Below are 24,181 nucleotides of genomic sequence, written 5' to 3' on the forward strand. Positions count from 1 at the left end.
CTTAGGGTTTGTCATCGGGTGTCGGCGCCGCTGCGGGGGCAGCGTCGGTCGCCGGTACGGTTGGCGGGGTCGACGCAGGTGCGTCTGCCGGTGCATCCGCAGCAGGTGTCGGCTGATCTCCCGCTGCCGGTTCTGGCTGGTCAATCGCACCCGGCTGCGCCTGCGGCGCGGGGCTGGAGCGGTAGTCGCTGCGGCGCTTGAGTTGATACTCGCGCACTGCCGAGTTGTGGTTGTCGAGGTCGTCGGAAAACACGTGACTGCCGTCGCCCCGCGCAACGAAGTACAAACTGGTGCCGTTGGCCGGGTTCAGCGCGGCATGAATCGCCTCGCGGCCGACGATAGCGATCGGTGTCGGCGGCAGGCCACTGATGGTATAGGTATTGTAGGGTGTCGGTTCACGCAGGTCGGCCCGGGTGATCTTGCCGTTATAGCGCTCGCCCATGCCATAGATCACGGTCGGGTCGGTCTGCAGCATCATACCCAGCCGCAGGCGCCGCACGAACACCCCAGCAATCTGCGCGCGCTCTTGCGGGATACCGGTTTCCTTCTCGACCAGCGAAGCCATGATCAGCGCCTGGTACGGGTCTCGGTAAGGCAGATCGGTGGCCCGCTCGGCCCATTCCTTGGCCAACACTTGCTCAAGACGCATGTACGCCTGCTGCAGGAACTCGACATCGCTCATGCCACGCACGAAACGGTAGGTATCCGGAAAGAAGCGCCCCTCAGGGAACACGCCACTATGGCCGAGTTTTTCCATCACCTCGGCATCGGACAGGCCGTCCAAGGTCTGGGTGATTTTCTCGTGCTTGGCCACTGCCGCGCGCACCTGGCGGAAGGTCCAGCCCTCGACCAGAGTCAGGTTGTACTGCACAACATCGCCACGGCGCCAGGCATCGAACAGCTGGTTGACGGTCATGCCAGGTGTCAGCCGGTATTCACCGGTATGCAGTGGCGTGCCGGCCATGTTGAAGCGCCAGTAGAGGCGCAGCCAGACGGCATCGTCGAGCAAGCCGTCAGTCTGCATGCGGTAGAACATGCGATTGGGTGTGGTGCCGTTGGGCACCTCGAGCATCCGCTCCTGCTCGACGTGCAGGGGCTGCTCAAGGGCCGAATGGACTTTCCAGGCCGACCAGCCCAACGCCAGACCGGCTAGGATCAGGCCTATTTCCAGCAGCAGGAGAAATTTGCGTCTCACGAATCAGGTATCCAGTAACGTCCGGGCAACGGCCTGCAGTTTACGGGTGAGCGGCCCCGCCGGCCAGTTCAGCTTGAGCGCAGAGCACTCCAGTACCGGCCAGATTCCATACACGCTGTTGCAGAGAAAGACTTCCTCGGCCTGTTCCAGGTCAGCCAGGGCCAGATCACTCACCTGCACGCTGATACCCAGTGCCGGCGCTTGCGCCAGCAAGGCGCCGCGCATTACCCCGGCTACACCGCAGCGACTCAGCTCAGGCGTTTGCAGCACCCCGCCACGAACCATGAACAGATTGCTGTAAACGCCCTCAATGACCCGCCCGTGGCTGTCACAGACCAGCCCTTCGGCGTGCTCAGCGTCCTGCCATTCGGCGCGGGCAAGCACTTGCTCAAGGCGATTGAGGTGTTTGAGGCCGGCCAGCAGGGGTTGTTCCGCGAGGCGCGTCTGGCAGGCGAACAAACGCACGCCTTGCTCGGCATTGACTGCGGGATACTGTGGCAGCGGGCTACCCTGAAGGATGCGCCGAGCCGCGACGCCAACGCCTGGAGCGTAGCCGCGCTGGCTATCGCCACGGGTAACGATCAGCTTGGCGACGCCGTCGCCGAGCTGGCTGGCAAAGCGCAGCAGTTCGTCGCGCACCAACGGCAGGTCGATGCTGATAGCCAGTCGCTGGCAGCCCAGTGCCAGGCGCTGCAAGTGCAGCTCCAGCAAGCTGGGCTTGCCGGCACGCACGGCGATGGTTTCGAACAGACCATCGCCGTAGGCCAGCCCGCGGTTGTGCAGGTTGACTGCAGCCGCGGGTTGGCCGTCGATCCAGCTGTGCATCAGTCGGCGAACCGGCGGAACACCAGCGAGCCGTTGGTACCACCAAAGCCGAACGAGTTGGACAGCACCACGTCGATCGGCATGCTGCGGGCGTGATGGGCAACGAAGTCGAGATCGCAGCCCTCGTCCGGCTCGTCCAGGTTGATGGTCGGCGGCGCCATCTGGCTGTTGATTGCCAGCACGCTGAAGATCGCTTCCACGGCACCGGCAGCACCGAGCAGGTGACCCGTCATCGACTTGGTCGAGCTGACTGCCACCTTGTACGCATGCTCACCGAACACACGCTTGATCGCGGCCACTTCGGCGATATCGCCGGCCGGGGTCGAGGTGCCATGTGCATTGATGTAGCTGACTTCTTCCGGGGCGATGCCGGCATCGCGCAGGGCGTTGGTCATGCAGCGCGCCGCACCCTCACCGGAATCCGGTGGCGAGGTCATGTGATAGGCATCACCGCTCATACCAAAGCCAACCAGCTCGGCATAGATGGTGGCGCCGCGCGCCTTGGCGTGCTCGAGCTCTTCGAGCACCAGTGCACCGGCACCGTCGGACAGCACGAAACCATCACGGCCCTTGTCCCACGGCCGACTGGCCCGGGTTGGCTCGTCATTGCGCGTCGACAGCGCACGCGAAGCACCGAAACCGCCCATGCCCAGGCCACACGCAGCCATTTCAGCGCCGCCGGCGATCATCACATCGGCTTCACCGTAGGCAATGTTGCGCGCGGCCATGCCGATGCAATGGGTGCCGGTGGTGCAGGCAGTGGCGATGGCATAGTTCGGACCCTGCAGACCCAAATGGATCGACAGGAAGCCGGAGATCATGTTGATGATCGAACCAGGCACAAAGAACGGCGAGATGCGCCGCGGGCCTTGCTCGTGCAGGGTCCGGCTGGTCTCTTCGATATTGGTCAGGCCGCCGATGCCGGAGCCCATGGCCACGCCGATCCGCTCACGGTTGCTGTCGTTGATTTCCAGCCCGGCGTTACGGAACGCCTGGAAACCTGCGGCCAGGCCGTATTGAATGAACAGGTCGAGCTTGCGGGCCTCTTTGACCGACAGGTACTGCTCGACTTCAAAGCCTTTCACCGAGCCGCCAAAACGGGTGGAGTAGGCCGTCAGATCGGAGTGTTCGATCAGACCGATGCCACTGCGGCCAGCCAGAATGCCCTGCCAGGTACTCGGTACATCGGTACCCAGCGGCGACAGCATGCCCATACCAGTGACCACGACGCGTCTACGCGACACAGTACTCTCCTCATTGTCCAATAACAGAGTCTCTTGCCGTTGCATTTTGCAGCAAAAGGCAATGGCAAAAGGCTCTTGGTGCCTGCTTCACACATCTCGCAAAGAAAAAACCGCACGCCAGTGACGGCAGTGCGGTTTTCCCCGACAAGAAGCGTCGACTACAGACGTCTTAAGCCTGGTGGCTGGTGACGTAGTCGATAGCAGCTTGAACGGTAGTGATTTTTTCGGCTTCTTCGTCAGGGATTTCGGTCTCGAATTCCTCTTCCAGAGCCATCACCAGCTCAACGGTGTCAAGCGAATCTGCACCCAAGTCTTCTACGAAAGAAGCACTGTTAGTTACTTCTTCTTCCTTGACGCCCAGTTGCTCGGCGACGATTTTCTTGACGCGCTCTTCGATGGTGCTCATACCTAATTTTCACTCCTAATAGACATATGTCAGGCAGCTGGCCGGTGACCGAGTTTATAGCAAGACGCCTGCTTTTCAAGCGTAACGCGCCCCGCCATCAACTGGCTAAGTGGTCACTCGACCCTCTGCCCGGAATCTGGTTGCAGCTTTATAACGGATTTTAAGCTCGGAGTATGACTCTTTTTTGAAGCAATCCGTCACATTGAGTTGCGATGTTACATGTACATCCCGCCGTTCACAGGCACTGTAGCACCTGTGACATAGGCTGCGCCGTCGGACGCCAGGAAAGCAACTACCTTGGCGATTTCGTCGGCTTGACCCAGACGGCCCAGCGGAATCTGGGTCTGCAACGCTTCACGTTGAGCCTCTGGCAGTTCACGGGTCATATCGGTGTCGATAAAACCTGGAGTTACCGAGTTGACAGTGATGTTGCGCGACCCGACTTCACGTGCCAGAGCACGGCTGAAACCTTCCAGACCGGCTTTGGCGGCGGCATAGTTTACCTGACCGGCGTTGCCCATGGCACCCACAACCGAGCCGATGCTGATAATGCGGCCCCAACGCGCCTTGGTCATGCCGCGCAGCACGCCCTTGGACAGGCGGTAGAGGCTGTTGAGGTTGGTGTCGATCACGTCGAACCACTCGTCGTCTTTCATCCGCAGCATCAGGTTGTCGCGGGTGATGCCGGCGTTGTTGATCAGGATCGAGGTAGTGCCGAACTGTTCCTGGATCGCGGCCAGAACGCCGTTGACCGACGCTTCATCAGTCACGTTCAGCTCCATGCCGGTGCCGGTGATGCCATGCTCCTTGAGCGTGGCAGCAATGCGCTCGGCGCCCGAGGCCGAGGTCGCGGTACCGATGACGGTAGCGCCCTGACGGCCCAGCTCGAGGGCGATGGCCTGGCCGATACCACGGCTGGCGCCGGTGACCAGTGCAACTTTACCTTGCAGGCTCATGCAAGCTTCTCCAGTTTCAGGCCAGCGCCGCACGGGTGGCGGCGATGGCATCAGGGGTATTGAGGTTGTAGGTGGTCACGCCATCAGCGCAACGCTTGTTCAGGCCGGCCAGGACCTTGCCCGGGCCGCACTCGACCAGATTGACCGCGCCATTGGCCGCCAGGGTCTGCACGCATTCAACCCAGCGCACGGGCTGGTACAACTGGGCCAGCAGGTCTTGCTTGAGCACGCTCAGGTCAGCTGGGATGGCTGCAGAAACGTTCTGCACCACCGGGATCTGCGGCGCCTGCCATTCGATGGCGTTGACCGACTCGGCAAAGCGCTCGGCAGCAGGCTGCATCAGGGCGCAGTGCGACGGCACGCTGACCGCCAGCGGCAAGGCGCGTTTGGCGCCCTTGGCCTTGCACAGCTCCATGGCGCGATCTACTGCTGCCTTGTTGCCAGCAATGACCACCTGCCCTGGCGAGTTGAAGTTGACCGCGCTGACCACTTGGTCTTCTGCTGCTTCAGCGCAGATGGCGACCACGACCTCGTCGTCCAGACCGAGAATCGCGGCCATGCCGCCATGGCCTGCCGGGACTGCTTCCTGCATCAGCTGGCCACGGCGCTCGACCAGGCGCACCGCGTCTTTCAGGCTGAGGCTACCGGCCGCTACCAACGCGCTGTACTCGCCAAGGCTATGCCCGGCGACGAACGCAGGCTTTGCGCCGCCTTGGGCCAGCCACAGGCGCCACAACGCAATGGAGGCGGTGAGGATGGCCGGCTGAGTCTTGTCGGTTTGATTGAGTTGCTCTTCCGGACCTTGCTGAACCAGTGCCCACAGGTCGTAGCCCAGAGCGTCGGAAGCTTCCTTGAAGGTTTCGACGATTACCGGCTCTACTGCGCCGATTTCGGCGAGCATGCCCAGCGATTGGGAACCTTGACCCGGAAAGACAAATGCGAGGGATGCAGACATTGAACAAGCCCTTATGATCTTGTCGTCGGAGAGGATGCGCCCAGCCCATGGCTGTACGCAGAATCTGAAAACTTGGATGAATACGAAAACCCAGCGGTCACATTTAACCACCTCATGGCGATTATGCCTAAGGCAGCAGGTCTTCGAGGCGGCTGTGCAGGCGCCCTGGCAGGTTTTCCTCGATCTCGATCAGCGCCCGCTGGATAGCGCTCTGCAGGCCTTCTACCCCTGCCGAACCGTGACTCTTGATGACGATGCCCTGCAGACCGAGAAAACTCGCACCGTTGTGCCGTGCAGGCGCCAGGTCAGCCTGCAGGCGTTTGAGCAGCGGCATGGCCAGCACGCCGACGGCGCGCGCCAGCACCCCCCTCTTGAACAGCGCCTCGATTCTGGTACTGATCATGGTTGCCAGACCCTCGCTGGACTTGAGCAGGATATTGCCGACAAAGCCGTCACACACCACTACATCGGCTTCACCGCGATACAGGCCATCACCCTCGACAAAGCCGACGTAGTTGATACCGCGAGCATTCTGCAGCAGCGTTGCCGCCAGCTTGACCTGCTGATTACCCTTGATGTCTTCGGTGCCGATGTTGAGCAGCGCAACGCGTGGGCGCTGAATGCCCAAGGCCTGCGCCGCCACCGAGCCCATCAACGCGAACTGGTAGAGATGCTCGGCACTGCAGTCAACGTTGGCGCCCAGATCGAGCAACTGGCAAAAGCCTGACTGGGTCGGGATCGCCGCCACCATGGCCGGCCGATCAATGCCTGGCACGGTCTTGAGGACAAAGCGCGACAGCGCCATCAGTGCACCGGTATTGCCGGCACTGACGCAGGCCTGGGCCTTGCCGTCCCGCACCAGTTCAAGGGCAATGCGCATCGACGAATCAGGCTTGCTGCGCAACGCTTGCGAGGGCCGCTCATCCATCTCCACCACTTCACTGGCCGCGACAATTTGCAGGCGCGCGCGATCGGCAGCTGCTAGGCCGCTGACGAGTGGTTCAAGAAGGGAGGGTTGACCGACGAGGGTCAGGTGCAGCGAGGGCGTAGCCGAGAGGCAAGCGATACTTGCCTGAACAATGTTGCGGGGACCGAAGTCCCCGCCCATTGCGTCGATCGCGATGATCTGAGCGGACAAGATTTACTCGTCAGCGCCCTTGTCGATCACTTTGCGGCCACGGTAAACGCCTTCTGGCGAAACGTGGTGACGCAGGTGAATTTCACCGGTGGTTTTTTCTACCGACAGCGCGTTTTCCGACAGGGCATCGTGCGAACGACGCATGTCACGGGCAGAGCGGGATTTTTTGTTCTGCTGAACAGCCATAATTGATTAACTCCTAAACGTTTGGGTCACGCTTTAACTGCGCCAGGACGCTGAACGGGTTGGACCGCGTTACCTCGTCCTCGCTCGATTCGGGCTCATCGAGGCCCGCCGGCTGCTGGCATTCTTCCGGATGATGAGCAGGCACGATGGGCAAGGCGAGCAAAAGCTCTTCCTCGATCAGCGCCTGCAGATCCAAAGGATCTTCGCCCAGTTCCAGCACGTCATAGCCTTTCGGCAACGACTGGGTATTCGCACCCTCCTTCACCACCGCGTACGAACACTCGCTGTGGATCGGCAGGGTGACCAGCTCAAGACAACGCTGGCAAACCATTTTGACTTCGACGTCGAGCTCACTGTGGATAACCACGGCATGCTGTTCATCTCGTTCAAAATCGAACTTCGCCTGCACCGTACCGACATTGTCGGAAAGCGGGTCGCAGAGTCTTTCCAAATCAGCGAGTTGCAACGAACCTTGAAGGGTTACGCCACGATCGGCTAATTTGCGCGGGTCAACGTGAGGTGGAATCGGGTCATTCAACATAGGCGCAGCATTCTAGGGATGGCCCCCGCCCCTGTCAAAGGAAATTCGGTGGCAAGTGGATGATAGAATCGGTTGATCTGCCAAGGAGTCTACCATGCTGCCCCTGTTACTGGCTTCCAGCTCTGCCTACCGCCGCGAATTGCTCACCCGCCTGCGCCTGCCCTTCACCTCGGCAAGCCCCGACCTAGACGAACAGCGCCTGCCGGACGAACCCGCCATCGCGCTGGTCAAGCGCCTGGCGCAGCAAAAGGCCGAGGCATTGGCCGCAGCCCACCCCGGCCATCTGATCATCGGCTCTGACCAGGTCGCGGTGCTGGGCGAACAGATCCTCGGCAAGCCACATACGTTCGAGCGCGCCCGCGAGCAGCTGCTTGCCGCCAGTGGCCAACAGGTCACCTTTCTGACCGGCCTGGCGCTGCTCAACAGCAGCAGCGGCCATTGTCAGGTCGACTGCGTGCCGTTCACGGTGGTCATGCGCGAGTTGAGCCAGGCCAGTATCGAGCGCTATCTGCGCGCAGAGCAGCCTTACGACTGCGCCGGCAGTTTCAAAGCCGAGGGATTGGGGGCAAGCCTGTTCCAGAGCACCCATGGCAGCGACGCGACCAGCCTGATCGGGCTGCCGCTTATTCGCCTGGTGGATATGCTGCTGGAAGAAGGCGTACAGGTGCCCTGAAGGGAAACTGCTGGCCTGCACGCACAGGCCAGCAGCGCTTAGCGCAGGGTCGGTCCCTGGAAGCCCATCCACATTGCCAGGTGCTCAGCTACGCTGGCGCCGATGCGTTTGGAGAAACGGTCGAACGGCGACTCCTGGACTGTGAAATCGACCAGATTCTTCTCGCCAACGATGTCTCTGGCGACATAGCTGGCACTGCCCAGACCATCTACCAGACCTAGCGCCTTGGCCTGCTCACCGGACCAGATCAGGCCACTGAACAGCTCAGGGTGCTCTTTGTCCTTGAGCCTATCACCACGCCCCTGTTTGACCATGGCAATGAACTGCTGGTGAGTGGTGTTGAGCACGCCCTGCCAGAACTCGGTTTCTTCAGGTTTTTGCGGCGAGAATGGATCAAGGAACGCCTTGTGCTCACCCGCCGTATAGGTGCGCCGCTCGATGCCCAGCTTGTCCATGGCACCGACAAAGCCATAGCCCGCTGCGGTAACGCCGATCGAGCCGACCAGGCTGGCCTTGTCGGCATAGATCTCATCGGCAGCACTGGCGATGTAATAGGCACCCGAGGCACCAAGATCGGTGATCACTGCGTACAGCTTGATCTGCGGGTATTCGGCGCGCAGGCGGCGAATCTCGTCATAGACGTAACCGGACTGCACCGGGCTGCCGCCTGGGCTGTTGATACGCATCACCACTGCTTTGGTATTGGCATCCTTGAATGCCTCGCGCAGGCTCTTGATCAGGTTGTCGGCACTGGCCGCCTCCTGATCAGCAATAACCCCACGCACCTCGACCAGTGCGGTATGGCTGCCACTGCGCGAAGCAGCGCCGTCCATACTCATCAGCGGCGAGAACAGGAACAGGATGCCGAACAGGTAAAGGAACGTCAGCAGCTTGAAGAAGATCCCCCAGCGTCGCGCTCGACGCTGCTCCTGCACACCAGCAAGGAGGGTTTTCTCCAGCAGCTTCCAGCTCTTGCGATCCTCACTCTCGACCACTTCGGTCTCGGGCGCTTTCCACTCGTCAGCCATGCTCACCTACCTTGGAATTGATAATTGCGCCGAACCTGCCAACCACTCGCGCAGCTGGGAAAAGTGATCGATGCACACCTGCGGCCCGAACTCTGCCAGCGCCTGCAGCGACATAGCCCCGTAACCGACAGCCACCGAGTGCATGCCGGCGTTGTTGGCCATTTGCAGGTCGAACGCAGAATCTCCGACCATCAGCGCCTGGCCGGGTTCGGCGCGGCAATGGGCAAGAATTTCTTCAAGCATCAATGGGTGCGGCTTGCCGCGGGTTTCATCAGCCGCCCGAGTGATATCGAAAAAGTCTTCCCAGCCATTGGCCTTGAGCACCCGATCGAGCCCGCGACGGGCCTTGCCAGTAGCTACTGCCAGGCGATAGCCGTGGGCGCGAAACGCATCCAGCGACTCGACCACGCCGTCAAACAACGGTGACGGCTGCTGATCCAGCGCCATGTACACATCAGCATAGTGCTGACGGAAGCGTTCGACCTGCAGCGGCTCAAGATGCGGATACAGGGTCCAGATCGCCTCGCCCAGGGCCAGGCCGATAATGCCCTTGATTGCATCCTCGGCACTGGGCGCCTCACCGGCGCGCTCAGCGGCCTGATTCATCGCCAGAACGATGCGCCCGACAGAGTCAGCCAGGGTGCCATCCCAGTCAAAAATCAGCAGCTCGTAGGGTTTGCTCATGTGAAGTCAGGCCGCGCCAGGCGCTCTACAGTCTTGGCCCACATTTCGTCGACCGGTGCTTCAACCTTGAGCTCGCCGCCATCGGGCAGCGGCACGGTCAGGGCATAGGCATGCAGGAACAGGCGCTTGCCGCCGAGATCACGAATCTCGCGGGAGAATTCTTCATCGCCGTATTTGTTGTCGCCAGCAATCATGTGCCCGGCATGCAGGGCGTGCACGCGGATCTGATGGGTGCGACCGGTGATCGGACGCGCTTCGATCATGGTGGCGAAGTCGCCGAAACGGCGCAGCACCTTGAACAAGGTCAGCGCTTCCTTGCCCTCTTCGTTGACCTCGACCATACGCTCGCCAGAACGCAGGTTGCTCTTCTGCAATGGGGCATTGACCTGTTTCTTCGCGGTTGGCCAGTTGCCACGCACCAGCGCCATGTAGCGCTTGTCGACGCCATCACCGCGCAGGGCAGCGTGCAGATGGCGCAACATGCTGCGCTTCTTGGCGATCATCAGCAGGCCGGAAGTGTCGCGGTCGAGCCGGTGCACCAGCTCCAGTTCCTTGGCGTCCGGGCGCAACTGGCGAAACGCTTCGATCACGCCAAAGCTCAGGCCGCTGCCGCCATGCACGGCGATGCCGGCCGGTTTGTTGAGCACGATGAGCGCCTTGTCTTCATAGACAATGGCCGCCTCCAGGCGCTGCAACAGCGATTGTGCCACCGGCACCGGCTCGTCACGCTCGGGCAGACGCACCGGTGGCACGCGCACGATGTCGCCGGCCTGGATCTTGTATTCAGGCTTGACCCGACCCTTGTTGACCCGCACTTCACCCTTGCGCAGGATGCGGTAGACCAGGGTGCGAGGCACGCCCTTGAGCGCCGTGATCAGGAAATTGTCGATTCGTTGGCCGGCAAGCTCCGGCGCGACTTCGATCAGCTGAACGCCGGAAGTCGGAGGGGTATTGGTAGTCATGGCGCTGATAATAACAATTTTTTAGGGAATTGAAGCACTTAATCATTGCTGCTATAGTCGCGAACGCCGCCAAAAGCGGTGGGCCAGCGGTACACGGCGCTTTGCCAGCCCCTGACCAACGCAATTCTCGAGGACGCGAGGCCGTCCTACGGGGCTTTCGCCAGTTTATCGAAACACCTGGAAGCGCCACTCGCGCCGGGTAGAGAAGACCGAAAAGAATCATAAGTGTGGTAGTTCATCTGCTTAACTGGCTTTTTTCGCCGTGTCTCTGCACCGCCATCGTCACTTCCTCCTACACCCGGCGAATGCTTCGGAAATACCTGCCTTGGACATGAATGGCGCCAGCTTCCCTTATGAAGATGGCGAAAAATGCAACCCGTTGCGGATTCAGCGCGCGGCAGCACCCGAATTATCAGGGATACGTGCAGGGTGGAGATGCACAGCCCTCGGACCGTGTAGCACCGCGTCCGGCCACCGCCCCACTGTAATGGGCGGCGAGCGGATAAGGTCCTTACAGATGCCACGTAGGCGTCCACGGCTGACGGTTGATTCCTCCTCCTGACTGAGTGCACCAGGCCTGCCAGGTTGATCCCGATACCACAGGCCCACAGCACCGCAGCAACAGGACGCGTCGTCGCGACAACGGCAGGCTGGGCAACCGGCTGGTGCCGAACGTCGCCGACACGGGGGTGGTTCGCCACCCTTTGCGCACCTTGACACCGACCATGAGAAGTCGTGTGTGCCGAACGCCGTTTCCGGCAGCCCGGAAACCGACGGTACAACATGAAAAGAATGCTGATTAACGCAACTCAACCCGAAGAGTTGCGTGTAGCCCTGGTGGATGGCCAACGCCTCTACGACCTGGATATCGAATCCGGCGCCCGTGAGCAGAAAAAGGCCAACATCTACAAAGGCAAGATCACCCGGATCGAGCCCAGCCTCGAAGCCGCCTTCGTCGACTTCGGCTCCGACCGTCACGGCTTCCTGCCGCTGAAAGAAATCTCCCGCGAGTACTTCAAGAAGGCCCCAGAAGGCCGCGTCAACATCAAGGAAGTACTCACCGAAGGCCAGGAAGTCATCGTCCAGGTCGAGAAGGAAGAGCGCGGCAACAAAGGCGCCGCCCTGACCACCTTCATCAGCCTGGCTGGCCGTTACCTGGTGCTGATGCCAAACAACCCACGTGCTGGCGGCATCTCCCGCCGTATCGAAGGCGAAGAGCGCAACGAGCTGCGTGAAGCCCTCAACGGGCTGACCGTACCAGGCGACATGGGCCTGATCGTGCGCACTGCCGGCCTTGGCCGCAGCAGCGAAGAAATGCAGTGGGACCTCGACTACCTGCTGCAGCTGTGGACCGCCATCAAGGAAGCCTCGCTGGACCGCACCGCGCCGTTCCTGATCTACCAGGAAAGCAACGTCATCATCCGCGCCATCCGCGACTACCTGCGCCAGGATATCGGCGAAGTCCTGATCGACAGCATCGAAGCCCAGGAAGAAGCTCTGACCTTCATCCGCCAGGTGATGCCGCAGTACGCCAGCAAGGTCAAGCTGTACGAAGACAGCGTGCCACTGTTCAACCGCTTCCAGATCGAAAGCCAGATCGAGACCGCCTTCCAGCGCGTCGTCGAGCTGCCCTCGGGCGGTTCGATCGTGATCGACCCAACCGAGGCGCTGGTGTCGATCGACATCAACTCGGCGCGTGCCACCAAAGGCAGCGACATCGAAGAAACCGCCCTGCAGACCAACCTGGAAGCGGCTGAAGAAATTGCCCGCCAACTGCGTCTGCGTGATATCGGCGGCCTGATCGTCATCGACTTCATCGACATGACCCCGGCAAAAAACCAGCGTGCGGTCGAAGAGCGTGTGCGTGAATGCCTCGAGGCCGACCGTGCTCGCGTCCAGGTTGGCCGCATCTCGCGCTTCGGCCTGCTGGAAATGTCGCGCCAACGCCTGCGTCCATCGCTGGGTGAAAGCAGCGGCATCGTCTGCCCACGCTGCTCGGGCACCGGCATCATCCGTGACGTCGAGTCGCTGTCGCTGGCGATCCTGCGCCTGATCGAAGAAGAAGCCCTGAAAGACCGCACTGCCGAAGTGCGCGCGCAGGTGCCAATCCCGGTTGCCGCGTTCCTGCTCAACGAGAAACGCAACTCGATCACCAAGATCGAGATGCGCACCCGTGCTCGCATCATCATTCTGCCGAATGACCACCTGGAAACCCCGCACTTCGAAGTCCAGCGCCTGCGCGACGACAATCCGGAAGTGCTGACCAACCAGTCCAGCTACGAAATCGCCACCACCGAAACCGAGGAAGCGCCACAGCAGGCCGCGACCCGCACCCTGGTTCGCCAGGAAGCTGCGGTCAAGACCGCTCCACCGCGTACCAATGCTCCGGTACCGGCTGCTGTCGAAGAGGCTGCTCCGGTTGCTGCTGCGCCAGTACCAAGCATGCCTGAGCCAAGCCTGTTCAAAGGCCTGGTCAAATCGCTGGTGAGCCTGTTTGCCGCCAAGGAAGAACCGGTCGCTGCACCAGCTGCCACCGAGAAGCCTGTTACCGAGCGCCCACAGCGCAACGAAGAGCGCCGCAACGGTCGTCAGCAGAGCCGTAACCGTAACGGTCGTCGCGACGAAGAGCGCAAGCCGCGCGAAGAGCGTGCACCGCGTGAAGAACGCGCTCCACGTGAAGAACGCGCTCCACGTGAAGAGCGTGCACCGCGTGAAGAGCGCGCACCGCGTGAAGAACGTGCGCCGCGTGAAGAACGCGCTCCACGCGAGGAACGTGCTCCACGTGAAGATCGCCCACGTCGCGGCAACCGTGACGAGCGCCCTGTGCGTGAGCTGCGTGAGCCACTTGACGCTACCCCTGCATCTACTGAAGAACGCGCTCCGCGTGAAGAGCGCGCTCCTCGTGAAGAACGTGCCCCTCGCGAAGAACGTGCTCCACGTGAAGAACGTGCTCCACGTGAAGAACGCGCACCTCGCGAAGAACGTGCTCCACGTGAAGAACGCGCCCCTCGCGAAGAACGTGCTCCACGTGAAGAACGCGCACCTCGCGAAGAACGCGCTCCACGTGAAGAACGTGTGCCGCAGGAAGAGCGTCAACTGCGCCCAGCCGCCCAGGCTGACGAGCAGGCCGCAGAGATCGCCGATGAGCAACTGCCGAACGACGAGCTGCAGCAGGACGAACAAGAAGGCACTGATGGCGAACGCCCACGTCGTCGCTCGCGCGGCCAGCGTCGTCGCAGTAACCGTCGTGAACGTCAGCGCAATGCCAATGGCGATCTGATCGATGGCGACGAAGAAGGCAGCGAAGGCAACGAAAACGGTGAAGAACAGCAACCACGTCAGGCGACTGATCTGGGTGCCGACCTGGCCGCTGGCCTGGCCGTAACTGCCGCTGTTGCCACCAGCAACATCAGCGCTGCAGCCGAAGCACAAGCCAATCAGCAGGCTGAAATCGCTTCTACCCAAACGCCTGAAGCGGCTAGCGGTGAAGTTATCGCCCTGCCAGCCGAGCCTGCACAGCAAGCTGATGACGTTGCGATCGCCCCTGTGGTCGAGCAGCCTGTCAGCGAGCCGGTTGCAGTGGTCGAGCCGAGCATCGAGCCGGTTGTCGAGGTTGCGCCGCAGCCCGTAGTCGAAGCACCTGCAGTTGAAGCAACCCCGGTTGCTGCCGCAGAATTGGAAACTGCAGCGCCAGTTGCTGAAGCGCCAGTGATCGAGGCACCAGCCGCCGAAGCTCCAGTGGTTGAAGCCGCCGTGGTCGAGTCGGGTGAAGCCGAGAAGCCAGTGCACGTTGCCGAGGCCCCAGCGGCCGCGCCAGTCGAAGCACCGGTGGTCGAGCAGGCTGCACCGGTTGAAGCCAAGCCAGAAGTTGTCGAGGCAGCGCCTGTAGCGGCTGAACCGGCGCCTGTAATGCTGGCCAACGGTCGCGCACCGAACGACCCACGTGAAGTGCGTCGCCGCAAGCGTGAAGCCGAGGCCGCTGCTGCCGCAGCTCAGGCCCAGGCATCGACCGATGAGCACAAGCCTCATCACGGTTGATAACCACGGCTGAATGAAAAAGCCCCGCCAGTGCGAACTGGCGGGGCTTTTTTTTGCGTTGCATTCAGCGCTGCACTGGCATATCCATGTGCCACCTACTCAGTACAGATTCGGCTCCATCTCCAGCTCCACGCCAAACCTGGCGAAGATATCAGCCTGAATTTTCTGCGCCAGCGCATGCAACTGCGCCCCCGAGGCCTGGCCATAATTGACCAGTACCAACGACTGCAACCGATGCACGCCGGCATCGCCATCGCGATAGCCTTTCCACCCTGCCTGCTCGATCAACCAGCCCGCCGCCAGCTTCAGCTGGCCATCGGCCTGCGGATAAGCCACCACACCCGGATAGCGAGCGCGAAGCTGCTCGCCGAGCGCGGCGCTGACCAGCGGATTTTTGAAGAAGCTACCAGCATTACCCAGTTCGAGCGGGTCAGGCAGTTTCTCGCGACGAATGCTGCAGATCGCATCGCTGATTGCCTGCGCGGTCGGCTCGACGACCCCCTGCTCGTGCAGGCGCTGACGCACTGGGCCGTAGTCCAGGTGCGCATGCAAGCTGCGGCTCAGGGCAAAGCGCACGCGCAGGATCAACCAGCGGCCGGGATTGCGCTTGAACAGGCTGTCGCGGTAACCAAACCCGCACTCCTCAAGGGAAAAATCCTTGAGCTCACCTGTTTCACGGTCGAGTGCGGTCAAGCCGGCAAACACGTCTTTGATCTCGACGCCATACGCGCCGACGTTCTGCATCGGCGCGGCACCGACGGTGCCGGGAATCAGGCTGAGATTTTCCAACCCGCTGCAACCCTGCGCCAGGCTCCACTGCACAAACTCATGCCAAGGTTCACCGGCTTCAGCCTCGACTACCACGCGATCGCCCTCCTCACTCAGCAGCCGCCGGCCACGGCTGGCCATATGCAGCACCAGCGCGCTGATGTCACCGGTCAACAGCAGGTTGCTGCCACCGCCGATGACCAGCACCGGAAGCTCAAGGCGGGCTGCTTCGAGCAATGCCGCCCGCACCTCGGCGTCGCTGTGCGCCTGGGCGAAATAGCGGGCCTTGACGTCAATACCAAAGGTGTTGAAAGGCTTGAGCGATACCTGCTGTTGCCAGGTGGCAGTCATAGCCGACCCCTGATTTCATCGACCAACTGCTCGCACGCCAGCTCTATCAGGTCCAACACCTGCTCGAAACCGGCCGCGCCGCCGTAATACGGGTCGGGGACTTCATCCAACGCGCCGTCATAGCGACGCAGGAACAGATCCAGCTCGCCCCTGGACGCCGGCGGCCGTATGGCCTTGAGGTCGGCGAGGTTGCTGGCATCCATGGCCAGCACCAGATCGTTCTCGGCAAAATGGCCGGCCTTGACCTGCTGGGCACGTTGCGCCGACAGGTCATAGCCGCGCGCCAGCGCTGCCTTGCAGGTGCGCGCGTCCGGCGCCTTGCCCACGTGCCAGTCGCCCGTACCGGCCGATGCCACTTCTACCTGGTCGGCCAGCCCGGCGCGTTGCAACTGATGGCGCAAAACCCCTTCTGCGGTGGGCGAGCGGCAAATATTGCCCAGGCACACAAACAAGACGCGCATTAGGCCTCCAACAAGCGCCGAACGCGCTCCAGATCTTCTGGGGTATCAACGCCCACGGCGGGAGCCTCGAGCGCATCTTCAACGTGGATACGCACGCCATGCCACAGCGCTCGCAGCTGTTCCAGCGCTTCGGTCTGCTCGAGCCAGCACGGGCCCCAGTTGACGAAGTCCTGAAGAAAGCCGACGCGGTAGGCATACATGCCGATATGGCGGCGATAAGGCACTGCCGGCGGCAACTGCTCGCGGTTTACCGCAAACGCATCGCGGGCCCACGGCAACGGTGCACGGCTGAAGCTCAGGGCCAGGCCATTCTTGTCGCTGACTACCTTGACCGCATTGGGATTGAACACCGTCTGCGGCTCATGGATCGGCTCAGCCAGGGTGGCGATGCCAGCTTCTGGGTGCGCAGCGAGGTTGGCCGCGACCTGGTCGATGATCACCGGCGGGATCAAAGGCTCGTCGCCCTGCACGTTGACGACGATGGCATCACTGGCCAAACCCAGCTGGGCGGCAACTTCGGCCAAGCGATCGGTGCCCGATTCGTGCTCAGCGCAGGTCAGCAATACCTCGGCACCAAATGCCTGGCAGGCGGCAACGATGCTGGCGTCATCGGTGGCGATCACCACCCGGCTTGCGCTGCTTTTGCGCGCCTGTTCCCAGACGTGCTGGACCATCGGCTTGCCAGCGATCAACAGCAGCGGCTTGCCCGGCAGGCGCGTGGAGCGCAGCCGGGCGGGGATGACCACAGTGAAGTCCAGGCTCATTTGTCCAGACGCTCGTCGTCGGTCAAGGTGCGTGCTTCGCTTTCCAGCATGACCGGGATGCCATCGCGCACCGGGTAGGCCAGGCCTGCGCCTTTGCTGATCAGCTCGGTCTTGTCGGCGCTGAGCTTGAGCGGGCCTTTGGTGATCGGGCAAGCCAGGATATCAAGCAGTTTGGTGTCCATGAGTGCGTCCTTGGGGCCAAGCGGCCGGAAAATTGAACAGGGTCAGGGCTGCTGCGCAGGCAGCAGACGCTCAAGCTGGGCGTCGAACCAGGTAATGAAGGCCGGTGACGGTTGCGCCTCGACTGTCAGATACCACCAGTCGTCAGCGGCAAAGGCACGGCATTTCACCGCATCTTTTTCGGTCATCACCAGCGGCAGCGTCGGGCTGAACGTCAGCGCTTCGGCGCTGAACTGCGCATGGTCGGCAAACGGGTGCGGCACCGGCTGCCAGTTTAGCTGCAGCAGGGTGTTGAAGAAACGTTGTGGATTACCGATGCCAGCCACCGCATGCACGGCCTGGCCAGGGCTGAAATGGTCAAGCCCACGGCGTTGGTCACTGCGCAGGTTGACCAACGCCGAAGGCTTGAGTTGAAAGGCGAAGCCGTCTTCGCGGTCGCTGCTGGCACCGTTATAGAGCAGCGCGTCGACCTCATCGAGGCGCTCGACCGGCTCGCGCAGTGGCCCTGCGGGCAGGCATCGGCGATTGCCCAAGCCCCGTGCGGCATCGATCAGCACCAGCTCAAGGTCACGCGCCAGGCGGTAATGCTGCATGCCGTCGTCGCAAAGGATCAGGTCGAGGGGTTCGCTGGCAAGCAGCCCGCGTACGGCCGCCGAACGGTCGGGATCGATCATCAGCGGCACACCGGTGCGCTGAACGATCAACAACGGCTCGTCGCCGGCATGCTCGGCGCTGTGCTCCGCCGCCACCCGCCAGGGCAGCGAAGGCGGCTTGGCACCGTAACCGCGGCTGACCACACCGACGCGCAAGCCCCGCTTGCGGCAGTGTTCGATCAGCCAGAGGATCATCGGCGTCTTGCCGGTGCCGCCAACGGTAATATTGCCGACCACAATGACCGGCACCGGCGCGCGGTAAGCGGCGCTTGCACCACTGACGAAGCGCGCACGCTTGCGCAGCACGACGCGACGGTACAACAGCTCCAGCGGCCGCAACAAGGCCAGCGCCGGGTGGCCGTCGTACCAGGCAGCGAGCAAGCGCTCGGCGAAAGCCATCAGGGCGTCCCCGCTGCGGCCTCGACCGTGGTCATGCGCAGCTGGCTGAAACCAAGCTTGCCCGCCGCGTCCATGGCCGTCACCACCGACTGATGCGGGGTCTTGCCATCTGCGCTGATCGACAACGGCAGCTTGGTATCACCGCCAGATTCCTGCCGCAGCGCTTCGACCAGAGTGGCCAGGTCGCTTTTCGGCAGCAGATGATTGTTCACCGAGTACACCCCGTCGGCACTGATGGTGATATCCACCCGCTTGCCCTCGTCGGCCTCGGCCGGCGCGCCTGTAGAGGCCTCCGGCAGTTCGACCCGCAGCTGGTTTTCGCGGGTGAAGGTGGTGGTGACGACGAAGAACAGCAGCAGCACGAACACCACGTCGATCAACGACGCCAGGTTGATGTCGACGTTCTCCCGCGCACGGTTGCGCCGAAACTTCACGCCTTGACTCCCGCCACTTCCACTTCGCGATCACCTTGCACGACTTCGACCAGCTTGATCGCCTCTTGCTCCATACCGACCACCAACTCGTCGATGCGACGCAGCAGGAAGCGGTGGAAGAACACCGCCGGGATACCGACCATCAGGCCTGCAGCCGTGGTCACCAGGGCTTTGGAGATGCCACCGGCGAGCACCGAAGCGTTGGCGGTCATCTGCGACCCCATGAACGCGCTGAAGATTTCGATCATGCCCAGCACGGTACCGAGCAGACCGAGCAGCGGTGCCATCGCAGCGATGGTGCCGAGCGTGCTGATATAGCGTTCGAGCTCGTGAATAACCCGCGAGGCGGCTTCTTCAATGCACTCTTTCATGATTTCGCGGCCATGGCGCGAATTGGCCAGGCCGGCAGCGAGGATCTCGCCCAGCGGCGAGTCAGCGCGCAGGCTCTTGAGCTTGTCACTGGTGAGCTGCTTGTCCTTGATCCACATCCACACCTGACCCAGCAGGTGCGGCGGGGTTACGCGACTGGCACGCAGGGTCCACAGGCGTTCGACGACGATAGCCATGGCGACGATGGAGCTCAGAATGATCGGCAGCATCATCCAACCACCGGACTTTACCAATTCCCACACAGTAATCATCCCCTCGAAAAAGGCCGCCACTCTACCATAGGATCGCCCTCGGCTGAGTTGCCGGAGGTCGCAACAATGCGCGTGCCGGGGTCATTCTTTGTCACGCCAGAACCTGCGCTGGGCACGCTGCCCGGCAACCTGGGATTGAGCGCCCAAGCGCAAGCTCAAGGCGCCCTCTATGGCGGTGTCGTGAATCGCCAGCCCATGGCGCTGGTAGCGTTCCAGCACCTGCGCATGCGGATGGCCGAAACCGTTGTGCACACCGCGGGAAATCAATACGCCGCGCGGCCTGGTGGCAGCAATGAACGCCTCGGTGGAGGAACTGCGACTGCCGTGGTGCGGTGACTGCAGCCAGTCGATGCGTTTGCCTTCATGCGCCGCCAGCCAGGCGCGTTCGGCGCTGGCTTCAATGTCGCCGGCCAACAGCAGACGCTCGCCCTGCGCCTCGACCAGCAATACGCAGGAGCGGTCATTGCTCGAGCGCCCCTGCGGCCAATGCCAGAGTGAAAAGTCGACACCGTCCCACTGCCAGCCCTGCCCCGTCTCGCAGCTTTGTGCCTGGAAGGCCTGCTCCGACTCACCGACCACAACGCGCTCGACCGACAGGCCGCGCTGCACGGCCGCTGCGCCGCCGGCATGGTCGGCATGGGCATGGCTGATCAGCAGCACATCCAGTCGATCGACACCCAGTTTACGCAAAGTGGGCAGCACTACACTTTCGCCCAGATCGCTCTCGCCGCGCGCTGGGCCAGCATCGTAGAGCAGGCTGTGGTTCCGCGTGCGCAAAAGGATCGCCAGGCCTTGGCCGACGTCCAACTGCAGCACCTCGACCTGCCCCTGCGGCAACGACTTGCCAGGCACCCACAGCGCCAGCAGCATCAGCGCGCCCAGGCCACGCATGGGTACGCCCCGGGGCAGCAACACGATCAACGCGCCACTGAGCACCAGCAACCAGGCCAGTAGCGGCAACTGCCGGGCAATCCATGCCGGTTGCCACTGAGCTACCACCGTCAGCACGTCGAACAACCCAGCCAGCGCCGCGCCGGCCAGCCATAGCAGCAGTTCGCCAACCCCCGCCAGCGGCAGAAACAAGGTGCCCAGCAACGCCAACGGCAGCACCACCAAGCTGATCCAGGGCACCGCGAGCAGATTAGCCAACGGCGCGCTCAGACTGATCGGCAGGCCCAGCGCCAGCATCGCCGGCAACAAGCCGATGGCGATCACCCACTGCGCACGCGTCCACGCTTGCCAAGGCCGCCAACCGCCAAGGCGCTGGGCAAAGCAGTAGATCAGCACTGCCACCGCGCCGAACGACAACCAGAATCCGGGCAGCAAACTGGCCAACGGCTCAACCAGCAGCACACCGCACAGCGCCATCAACAGTGGTACAAAGGCGCTCAATTGGCGAAAACCCAGGCGCCAGAGCAGCACCACCGCCAGCATCAGACAGGCCCGCTGCACCGGCACGCCAAACCCGGCCAGCCAGCCGTAGCCCAGCGCGGCCGTCATGGCCAGCCCGCACGCCCACGGCAGCCATGGCCAGCGCCGCGGCCAACCTCCGTAACGTGCCAGCCCCGCCACCAGGCCGTAGACCAACCCTGCGACCAACCCGATGTGTTGGCCCGAGATGACCAACAAGTGCACCGTGCCGGTCGCCTGCAGCGCTTGCCAGTCTTGCCTGGCCAGCCCCGAGCCATCGCCCAGAACCAGCGCCGCCAACGCCGCTTCGCGGCCCCAGGCATCCACTGCCAGCAGGCGCTGGCGCAGACTGTCGCGCCAGCCGCCGGCCACCGGCTCCAGCAACTCTCCCGCCTTGACCGTGCCAGTGGCGCCGATGCGCCGGGCCAACAGCGTCGCCTCGCGGTCCGGCCCATGTGGATTGAGCAGGCTGCGCGGGCGTTTCAGGGTCACGACCAGGCGCCAGCGCTCTCCGGCACGAATCTCTGGGCCGTCGAACCAGCTCAGTTGCAAGCGCCTGGGTAATTCGGCGCGGCGCGAAGCGGGTTCCTCCAGCTCGAAGCGCACACCGTGGGCCGATACCGCTGGCAGGCCGACCACGCGCCCCTCAAGCCATAGCGTGCGGCCATCGAGCGAATGCGCCAGACGATCATCCAGCGCCTGCTGCGCCGACCAGCACGCCCAGCAAAAGCCCAGTAGCAAGCAGCCCAGCGGCCAGACTCGCGTAGCCAGGCAGCCAAGCGCAGCGAGCAGCATCACGACTAGCCAGCCGACCGTCGGCAGAACGGGTAGAAAGCCCAGGCACAACAACCCGAGCGCAAGCGCCAACATCCCTGTGCGCATAAGGTAGAGCTCCGCAAGCAAGACAGCCTGCAGAGGAATAGCGTATTTAAGGGTCAGTCTTGCTCAACAATTGTCACAAACTCTGAACAAGCCATTCCGGGAATCAAGGCATACTTGCCCGATCACTGCCCCGGGAGCCCCCATGCCGCGCCGCCTGTTCAAACGGTACATGCCGGATCCGACCAGCATTCGGGAACACAAGTCCTTACGCTTTTTCGGCAAGCTGCTGCACGACCCCAACCTCTGGCACCTGAACCGTCATTCAGTGGCACGGGCCATGGGCGTGGGCCTGTTTGCCGCATTGATCCCGATGCCGATGCAGATGCTGCTGGCCGCCAGTCTGGCGATCCCGCTGCGGGGCAACCTGCCGATTGCGGTCAGCCTGGTCTGGCTAACCAATCCGCTGACCATGCCGCCGGTGTTCTTCGTCACCTACATGACAGGCGCCTGGCTGCTGCAGACGCCACCACGCAGCCTGCCCGACGACCTCACCTTCGAGTGGATCACCGACCAGCTGGCTACCGTGTGGCAGCCATTTTTGCTCGGCTCAGTGGTGTGCGGCGTGGTGCTGGGCATCGCCGCCTACTTCATCACCATGAGCTACTGGCGCTGGTGGGTCGGCCGCCAGTGGCGGCGCCGCAAGCAACGTATGTCATGCACGCATGCCGCGGCCGCTGACCAGCAGGCGAATGCACAGGGCATACAGCACAGCCGTGGCCACCAGCATGAAGGTGATCGCAGTACCGATACTGATATCCGAAACCCCTAGGATGCCGTAGCGGAACGAGTTGACCATGTGCAGCACCGGGTTCGCCAGCGACACCACCTGCCAGAACGGCGGCAACAGGCTGATCGAGTAGAACACCCCGCCCAGGTAGGTCAGCGGGGTCAGCACGAAGGTCGGGATAATCGAAATATCATCGAAATTGCGCGCAAACACTGCGTTGACGAAGCCCAGCAGCGAGAAGATGGTTGCGGTCAACAGCACTACCACCACGGTCACGCCCAGGTGATGCACCTGCAGGTGGGTGAAGAACATCGACAGGATGGTCACGATCACCCCTACCGCCAACCCACGCAGCACGCCGCCGAGCACATAGCCGATAAGGATGGTGTGCGGCGACACCGGCGACACCATCAGCTCCTCGATCGAGCGTTGGAATTTGCTGCCGAAGAAGCTCGAGACCACATTGCCATAGGAGTTGGTGATCACCGACATCATGATCAGCCCAGGCACGATGTACTCCATGTAGGTAAAGCCACCCATGTCGCCAATCTGCCGACCGATCAGGTTGCCGAAGATGACGAAGTACAACACCATGGTGATGGCCGGCGGCAGCAGTGTCTGCGGCCAGATCCGCAGGAAGCGACGCACTTCGCGGTAGACGATGGTATTCAGGGCGACCCAGTTGGTGCGCAGTTCCACACTCATACGGCCACCTTCGACAGGTTTTTCTCTACCAGTGACACGAACAACTCCTCAAGCCGGTTGGTCTTGTTGCGCAGGCTCTGCACCTCGATGTTCTGCAAGGCCAGCTGGCCGAACAGCGCGGTGATGCCGATATCCTTGTCGACCTGCACTTCCAGCGTGTGCGGGGTGATCAGCCGGCACGGGTAGCCGTGCAGGGTTGGCACCGTGGTCAGGTCCTGCTTCAAGTCCAGCACAAAAGTCTCGACATGCAGCGTGCCGAGCAGTTTGCGCATGCTGGTGTTTTCGACAATGGTGCCGTGGTCGATGATGCCGATGTTGCGGCACAGCTGCTCGGCCTCTTCCAGGTAATGCGTGGTCAGGATGATGGTGATGCCTTTCTCGTTGAGCTCGGTGAGAAAGCTCCACATCGACCGACGCAGCTCGATATCGACGCCCGCGGTTGGCTCGTCGAGGATCAACAGGCGCGGCTCGTGAATCAGTGCACGGGCGATCATCAGCCGACGCTTCATGCCGCCAGACAATGAGCGTGATGGCACGTCGCGCTTGTCCCACAGGCCCAACTGGGTCAAGTACTGCTCGGCGCGTTCCTTGGCCAGCTTGGGCGGGATGCCGTAGTAGCCGGCCTGGGTGACGACGATATCGAAGGTCTTTTCAAACTGGTTAAAGTTGAATTCCTGCGGCACCACGCCCAGGCAACGCTTCAGCGCGGCAGGCTCGCGGTCGAGGTCATGGCCAAAGACATTGACGCTGCCGCTGGTCTTGTTGACCAGGGTCGAGAGAATGCCGATGGTGGTAGATTTGCCGGCGCCGTTGGGGCCGAGCAAGGCGAAGAAGTCACCTTCGGCGACATCCAGATCAATACCCTTGAGGGCCTGGAAGCCGTTGCCGTAGGTTTTGGTCAGCTGTCGGATGGACAGAGCAGAACTCATAGCGGGTCACGTACCATTCTAGGAGGTTCAGGACACGCCAGATCAG

Annotated in this window: 25 protein-coding genes; 3 read left to right on the top strand and 22 right to left on the bottom strand. The window is 62.2% G+C overall.

Annotated elements, in window-relative coordinates:
- Nucleotide 1: 1 nt before the first annotated feature.
- The 9 genes from mltG to HU736_RS09865 all read right to left on the bottom strand — a co-directional run bounded on the left by mltG (nucleotide 2) and on the right by HU736_RS09865 (nucleotide 7,446).
- Nucleotides 2-1,195 carry an endolytic transglycosylase MltG gene (mltG, locus tag HU736_RS09825; protein WP_186700113.1) on the bottom strand — a complete coding sequence of 398 codons (1,194 nt, stop codon included), beginning with the start codon at nucleotides 1,193-1,195 and terminating at the stop codon, nucleotides 2-4.
- A 3-nt stretch (nucleotides 1,196-1,198) separates the two neighbouring features.
- Nucleotides 1,199-2,020 carry an aminodeoxychorismate lyase gene (pabC, locus tag HU736_RS09830; protein WP_103438121.1) on the bottom strand — a complete coding sequence of 274 codons (822 nt, stop codon included), beginning with the start codon at nucleotides 2,018-2,020 and terminating at the stop codon, nucleotides 1,199-1,201.
- A complete protein-coding gene (gene fabF, locus HU736_RS09835; RefSeq protein WP_103438122.1) occupies nucleotides 2,020-3,264 on the bottom strand; it encodes a beta-ketoacyl-ACP synthase II in 1,245 nt (414 codons plus the stop codon). Before fabF ends, pabC begins: the two co-directional genes overlap by 1 nt.
- Nucleotides 3,265-3,433: 169 nt before the next feature.
- On the bottom strand, nucleotides 3,434-3,670 hold the full coding sequence (gene acpP / locus HU736_RS09840) for an acyl carrier protein (protein ID WP_004371293.1): 237 nt from the start codon (nucleotides 3,668-3,670) through the stop codon (nucleotides 3,434-3,436).
- Nucleotides 3,671-3,885: 215 nt separating this feature from the next.
- Nucleotides 3,886-4,626 carry a 3-oxoacyl-ACP reductase FabG gene (gene fabG / locus HU736_RS09845; protein ID WP_103438123.1) on the bottom strand — a complete coding sequence of 247 codons (741 nt, stop codon included), beginning with the start codon at nucleotides 4,624-4,626 and terminating at the stop codon, nucleotides 3,886-3,888.
- 16 nt (nucleotides 4,627-4,642) lie between these two features.
- Nucleotides 4,643-5,581: an ACP S-malonyltransferase gene (fabD, locus tag HU736_RS09850; protein ID WP_103438124.1), complete on the bottom strand. Its 939-nt coding sequence runs from the start codon at nucleotides 5,579-5,581 to the stop codon at nucleotides 4,643-4,645.
- Nucleotides 5,582-5,708: 127 nt separating this feature from the next.
- The gene (gene plsX, locus HU736_RS09855) at nucleotides 5,709-6,719 is read right to left on the bottom strand and encodes a phosphate acyltransferase PlsX (RefSeq protein ID WP_103438125.1); all 1,011 of its coding nucleotides are present in this window, start codon (nucleotides 6,717-6,719) and stop codon (nucleotides 5,709-5,711) included.
- A 3-nt stretch (nucleotides 6,720-6,722) separates the two neighbouring features.
- Nucleotides 6,723-6,905, bottom strand: a complete 183-nt coding sequence (gene rpmF / locus HU736_RS09860) for a 50S ribosomal protein L32 (RefSeq protein ID WP_016485486.1) — start codon at nucleotides 6,903-6,905, stop codon at nucleotides 6,723-6,725.
- A gap of 13 nt (nucleotides 6,906-6,918) precedes the next feature.
- Nucleotides 6,919-7,446, bottom strand: a complete 528-nt coding sequence (locus HU736_RS09865) for a YceD family protein (protein ID WP_101321489.1) — start codon at nucleotides 7,444-7,446, stop codon at nucleotides 6,919-6,921.
- A gap of 94 nt (nucleotides 7,447-7,540) precedes the next feature.
- Here HU736_RS09865 and HU736_RS09870 point away from each other — a divergent pair, with 94 nt between their 5' ends.
- Nucleotides 7,541-8,119, top strand: a complete 579-nt coding sequence (locus HU736_RS09870; protein ID WP_103438126.1) for a Maf family protein — start codon at nucleotides 7,541-7,543, stop codon at nucleotides 8,117-8,119.
- Nucleotides 8,120-8,157: 38 nt separating this feature from the next.
- Here HU736_RS09870 and sppA read toward each other — a convergent pair whose 3' ends face one another.
- From sppA to rluC, 3 genes are read right to left on the bottom strand one after another with little or no spacing between them, the layout of a single operon-like run.
- Complete coding sequence (sppA, locus tag HU736_RS09875; RefSeq protein WP_103438127.1) at nucleotides 8,158-9,147, bottom strand: signal peptide peptidase SppA; 990 nt, start codon at nucleotides 9,145-9,147, stop codon at nucleotides 8,158-8,160.
- A 6-nt stretch (nucleotides 9,148-9,153) separates the two neighbouring features.
- Nucleotides 9,154-9,831 (bottom strand): HAD family hydrolase, encoded by a 678-nt coding sequence (locus HU736_RS09880; protein WP_103438128.1) that lies wholly within the window; start codon nucleotides 9,829-9,831, stop codon nucleotides 9,154-9,156.
- Nucleotides 9,828-10,793, bottom strand: a complete 966-nt coding sequence (gene rluC, locus HU736_RS09885; protein ID WP_101321498.1) for a 23S rRNA pseudouridine(955/2504/2580) synthase RluC — start codon at nucleotides 10,791-10,793, stop codon at nucleotides 9,828-9,830. Before rluC ends, HU736_RS09880 begins: the two co-directional genes overlap by 4 nt.
- Nucleotides 10,794-11,576: 783 nt before the next feature.
- Here rluC and rne point away from each other — a divergent pair.
- Entirely contained in the window at nucleotides 11,577-14,831 is a 3,255-nt protein-coding gene (rne, locus tag HU736_RS09890; protein ID WP_186700111.1) for a ribonuclease E, read from the top strand.
- A 99-nt stretch (nucleotides 14,832-14,930) separates the two neighbouring features.
- On the opposite strand, the gene murB is transcribed toward rne, so the two are convergent.
- From murB to HU736_RS09930, 8 genes are all read right to left on the bottom strand, one after another.
- Entirely contained in the window at nucleotides 14,931-15,950 is a 1,020-nt protein-coding gene (gene murB, locus HU736_RS09895; RefSeq protein WP_186700109.1) for a UDP-N-acetylmuramate dehydrogenase, read from the bottom strand.
- Entirely contained in the window at nucleotides 15,947-16,411 is a 465-nt protein-coding gene (locus tag HU736_RS09900) for a low molecular weight protein-tyrosine-phosphatase (protein WP_186700107.1), read from the bottom strand. The genes murB and HU736_RS09900 overlap by 4 nt, the downstream gene beginning before the upstream one ends.
- Complete coding sequence (kdsB, locus tag HU736_RS09905) at nucleotides 16,411-17,175, bottom strand: 3-deoxy-manno-octulosonate cytidylyltransferase (RefSeq protein WP_103438133.1); 765 nt, start codon at nucleotides 17,173-17,175, stop codon at nucleotides 16,411-16,413. Before kdsB ends, HU736_RS09900 begins: the two co-directional genes overlap by 1 nt.
- The gene (locus tag HU736_RS09910; protein ID WP_028633616.1) at nucleotides 17,172-17,357 is read right to left on the bottom strand and encodes a Trm112 family protein; all 186 of its coding nucleotides are present in this window, start codon (nucleotides 17,355-17,357) and stop codon (nucleotides 17,172-17,174) included. The genes kdsB and HU736_RS09910 overlap by 4 nt, the downstream gene beginning before the upstream one ends.
- A 42-nt stretch (nucleotides 17,358-17,399) precedes the next feature.
- The gene (gene lpxK, locus HU736_RS09915) at nucleotides 17,400-18,407 is read right to left on the bottom strand and encodes a tetraacyldisaccharide 4'-kinase (protein WP_186700105.1); all 1,008 of its coding nucleotides are present in this window, start codon (nucleotides 18,405-18,407) and stop codon (nucleotides 17,400-17,402) included.
- Nucleotides 18,407-18,841, bottom strand: a complete 435-nt coding sequence (locus HU736_RS09920) for an ExbD/TolR family protein (RefSeq protein WP_186700103.1) — start codon at nucleotides 18,839-18,841, stop codon at nucleotides 18,407-18,409. Before HU736_RS09920 ends, lpxK begins: the two co-directional genes overlap by 1 nt.
- On the bottom strand, nucleotides 18,838-19,473 hold the full coding sequence (locus tag HU736_RS09925) for a MotA/TolQ/ExbB proton channel family protein (protein WP_186700101.1): 636 nt from the start codon (nucleotides 19,471-19,473) through the stop codon (nucleotides 18,838-18,840). Before HU736_RS09925 ends, HU736_RS09920 begins: the two co-directional genes overlap by 4 nt.
- A 90-nt stretch (nucleotides 19,474-19,563) precedes the next feature.
- Nucleotides 19,564-21,774, bottom strand: coding sequence for a DNA internalization-related competence protein ComEC/Rec2 (locus HU736_RS09930; RefSeq protein WP_186700099.1), 2,211 nt, complete (start codon nucleotides 21,772-21,774; stop codon nucleotides 19,564-19,566).
- Between the two features lie 142 nt (nucleotides 21,775-21,916).
- On the opposite strand from HU736_RS09930, the gene HU736_RS09935 reads away from it, so the two are divergent.
- Nucleotides 21,917-22,543: a DUF2062 domain-containing protein gene (locus HU736_RS09935; protein WP_186700097.1), complete on the top strand. Its 627-nt coding sequence runs from the start codon at nucleotides 21,917-21,919 to the stop codon at nucleotides 22,541-22,543.
- Here the strand turns inward: HU736_RS09935 and HU736_RS09940 are convergent.
- Together HU736_RS09940 and HU736_RS09945 are read right to left on the bottom strand one after the other, a co-directional pair.
- A complete protein-coding gene (locus tag HU736_RS09940) occupies nucleotides 22,427-23,206 on the bottom strand; it encodes an ABC transporter permease (protein WP_101321513.1) in 780 nt (259 codons plus the stop codon). The genes HU736_RS09935 and HU736_RS09940 overlap by 117 nt on opposite strands.
- Nucleotides 23,203-24,135, bottom strand: coding sequence for an ABC transporter ATP-binding protein (locus HU736_RS09945; protein WP_060481534.1), 933 nt, complete (start codon nucleotides 24,133-24,135; stop codon nucleotides 23,203-23,205). Before HU736_RS09945 ends, HU736_RS09940 begins: the two co-directional genes overlap by 4 nt.
- Between the last annotated feature and the right edge of the window lie 46 nt (nucleotides 24,136-24,181).

The organism is Pseudomonas shirazensis (genome assembly GCF_014268785.2).
In the GTDB taxonomy this organism is placed as follows: Bacteria; Pseudomonadota; Gammaproteobacteria; order Pseudomonadales; family Pseudomonadaceae; genus Aquipseudomonas; species Aquipseudomonas shirazensis.

Excerpts from the sequence above, each read along its gene's own strand:
- HU736_RS09870 (WP_103438126.1), top strand. The coding sequence starts at position 7,541 with ATGCTGCCCCTGTTACTGGCTTCCAGCTCTGCCTACCGCCGCGAATTG.
- kdsB (WP_103438133.1), bottom strand. The coding sequence starts at position 17,175 with ATGAGCCTGGACTTCACTGTGGTCATCCCCGCCCGGCTGCGCTCCACG.
- HU736_RS09945 (WP_060481534.1), bottom strand. The coding sequence starts at position 24,135 with ATGAGTTCTGCTCTGTCCATCCGACAGCTGACCAAAACCTACGGCAAC.
- rne (WP_186700111.1), top strand. The coding sequence starts at position 11,577 with ATGAAAAGAATGCTGATTAACGCAACTCAACCCGAAGAGTTGCGTGTA.
- HU736_RS09940 (WP_101321513.1), bottom strand. The coding sequence starts at position 23,206 with ATGAGTGTGGAACTGCGCACCAACTGGGTCGCCCTGAATACCATCGTC.
- HU736_RS09930 (WP_186700099.1), bottom strand. The coding sequence starts at position 21,774 with ATGCGCACAGGGATGTTGGCGCTTGCGCTCGGGTTGTTGTGCCTGGGC.
- acpP (WP_004371293.1), bottom strand. The coding sequence starts at position 3,670 with ATGAGCACCATCGAAGAGCGCGTCAAGAAAATCGTCGCCGAGCAACTG.
- murB (WP_186700109.1), bottom strand. The coding sequence starts at position 15,950 with ATGACTGCCACCTGGCAACAGCAGGTATCGCTCAAGCCTTTCAACACC.
- HU736_RS09935 (WP_186700097.1), top strand. The coding sequence starts at position 21,917 with ATGCCGCGCCGCCTGTTCAAACGGTACATGCCGGATCCGACCAGCATT.
- pabC (WP_103438121.1), bottom strand. The coding sequence starts at position 2,020 with ATGCACAGCTGGATCGACGGCCAACCCGCGGCTGCAGTCAACCTGCAC.
- sppA (WP_103438127.1), bottom strand. The coding sequence starts at position 9,147 with ATGGCTGACGAGTGGAAAGCGCCCGAGACCGAAGTGGTCGAGAGTGAG.
- rpmF (WP_016485486.1), bottom strand. The coding sequence starts at position 6,905 with ATGGCTGTTCAGCAGAACAAAAAATCCCGCTCTGCCCGTGACATGCGT.
- HU736_RS09900 (WP_186700107.1), bottom strand. The coding sequence starts at position 16,411 with ATGCGCGTCTTGTTTGTGTGCCTGGGCAATATTTGCCGCTCGCCCACC.
- HU736_RS09880 (WP_103438128.1), bottom strand. The coding sequence starts at position 9,831 with ATGAGCAAACCCTACGAGCTGCTGATTTTTGACTGGGATGGCACCCTG.
- HU736_RS09865 (WP_101321489.1), bottom strand. The coding sequence starts at position 7,446 with ATGTTGAATGACCCGATTCCACCTCACGTTGACCCGCGCAAATTAGCC.
- fabG (WP_103438123.1), bottom strand. The coding sequence starts at position 4,626 with ATGAGCCTGCAAGGTAAAGTTGCACTGGTCACCGGCGCCAGCCGTGGT.
- rluC (WP_101321498.1), bottom strand. The coding sequence starts at position 10,793 with ATGACTACCAATACCCCTCCGACTTCCGGCGTTCAGCTGATCGAAGTC.
- HU736_RS09910 (WP_028633616.1), bottom strand. The coding sequence starts at position 17,357 with ATGGACACCAAACTGCTTGATATCCTGGCTTGCCCGATCACCAAAGGC.
- fabD (WP_103438124.1), bottom strand. The coding sequence starts at position 5,581 with ATGTCTGCATCCCTCGCATTTGTCTTTCCGGGTCAAGGTTCCCAATCG.
- lpxK (WP_186700105.1), bottom strand. The coding sequence starts at position 18,407 with ATGGCTTTCGCCGAGCGCTTGCTCGCTGCCTGGTACGACGGCCACCCG.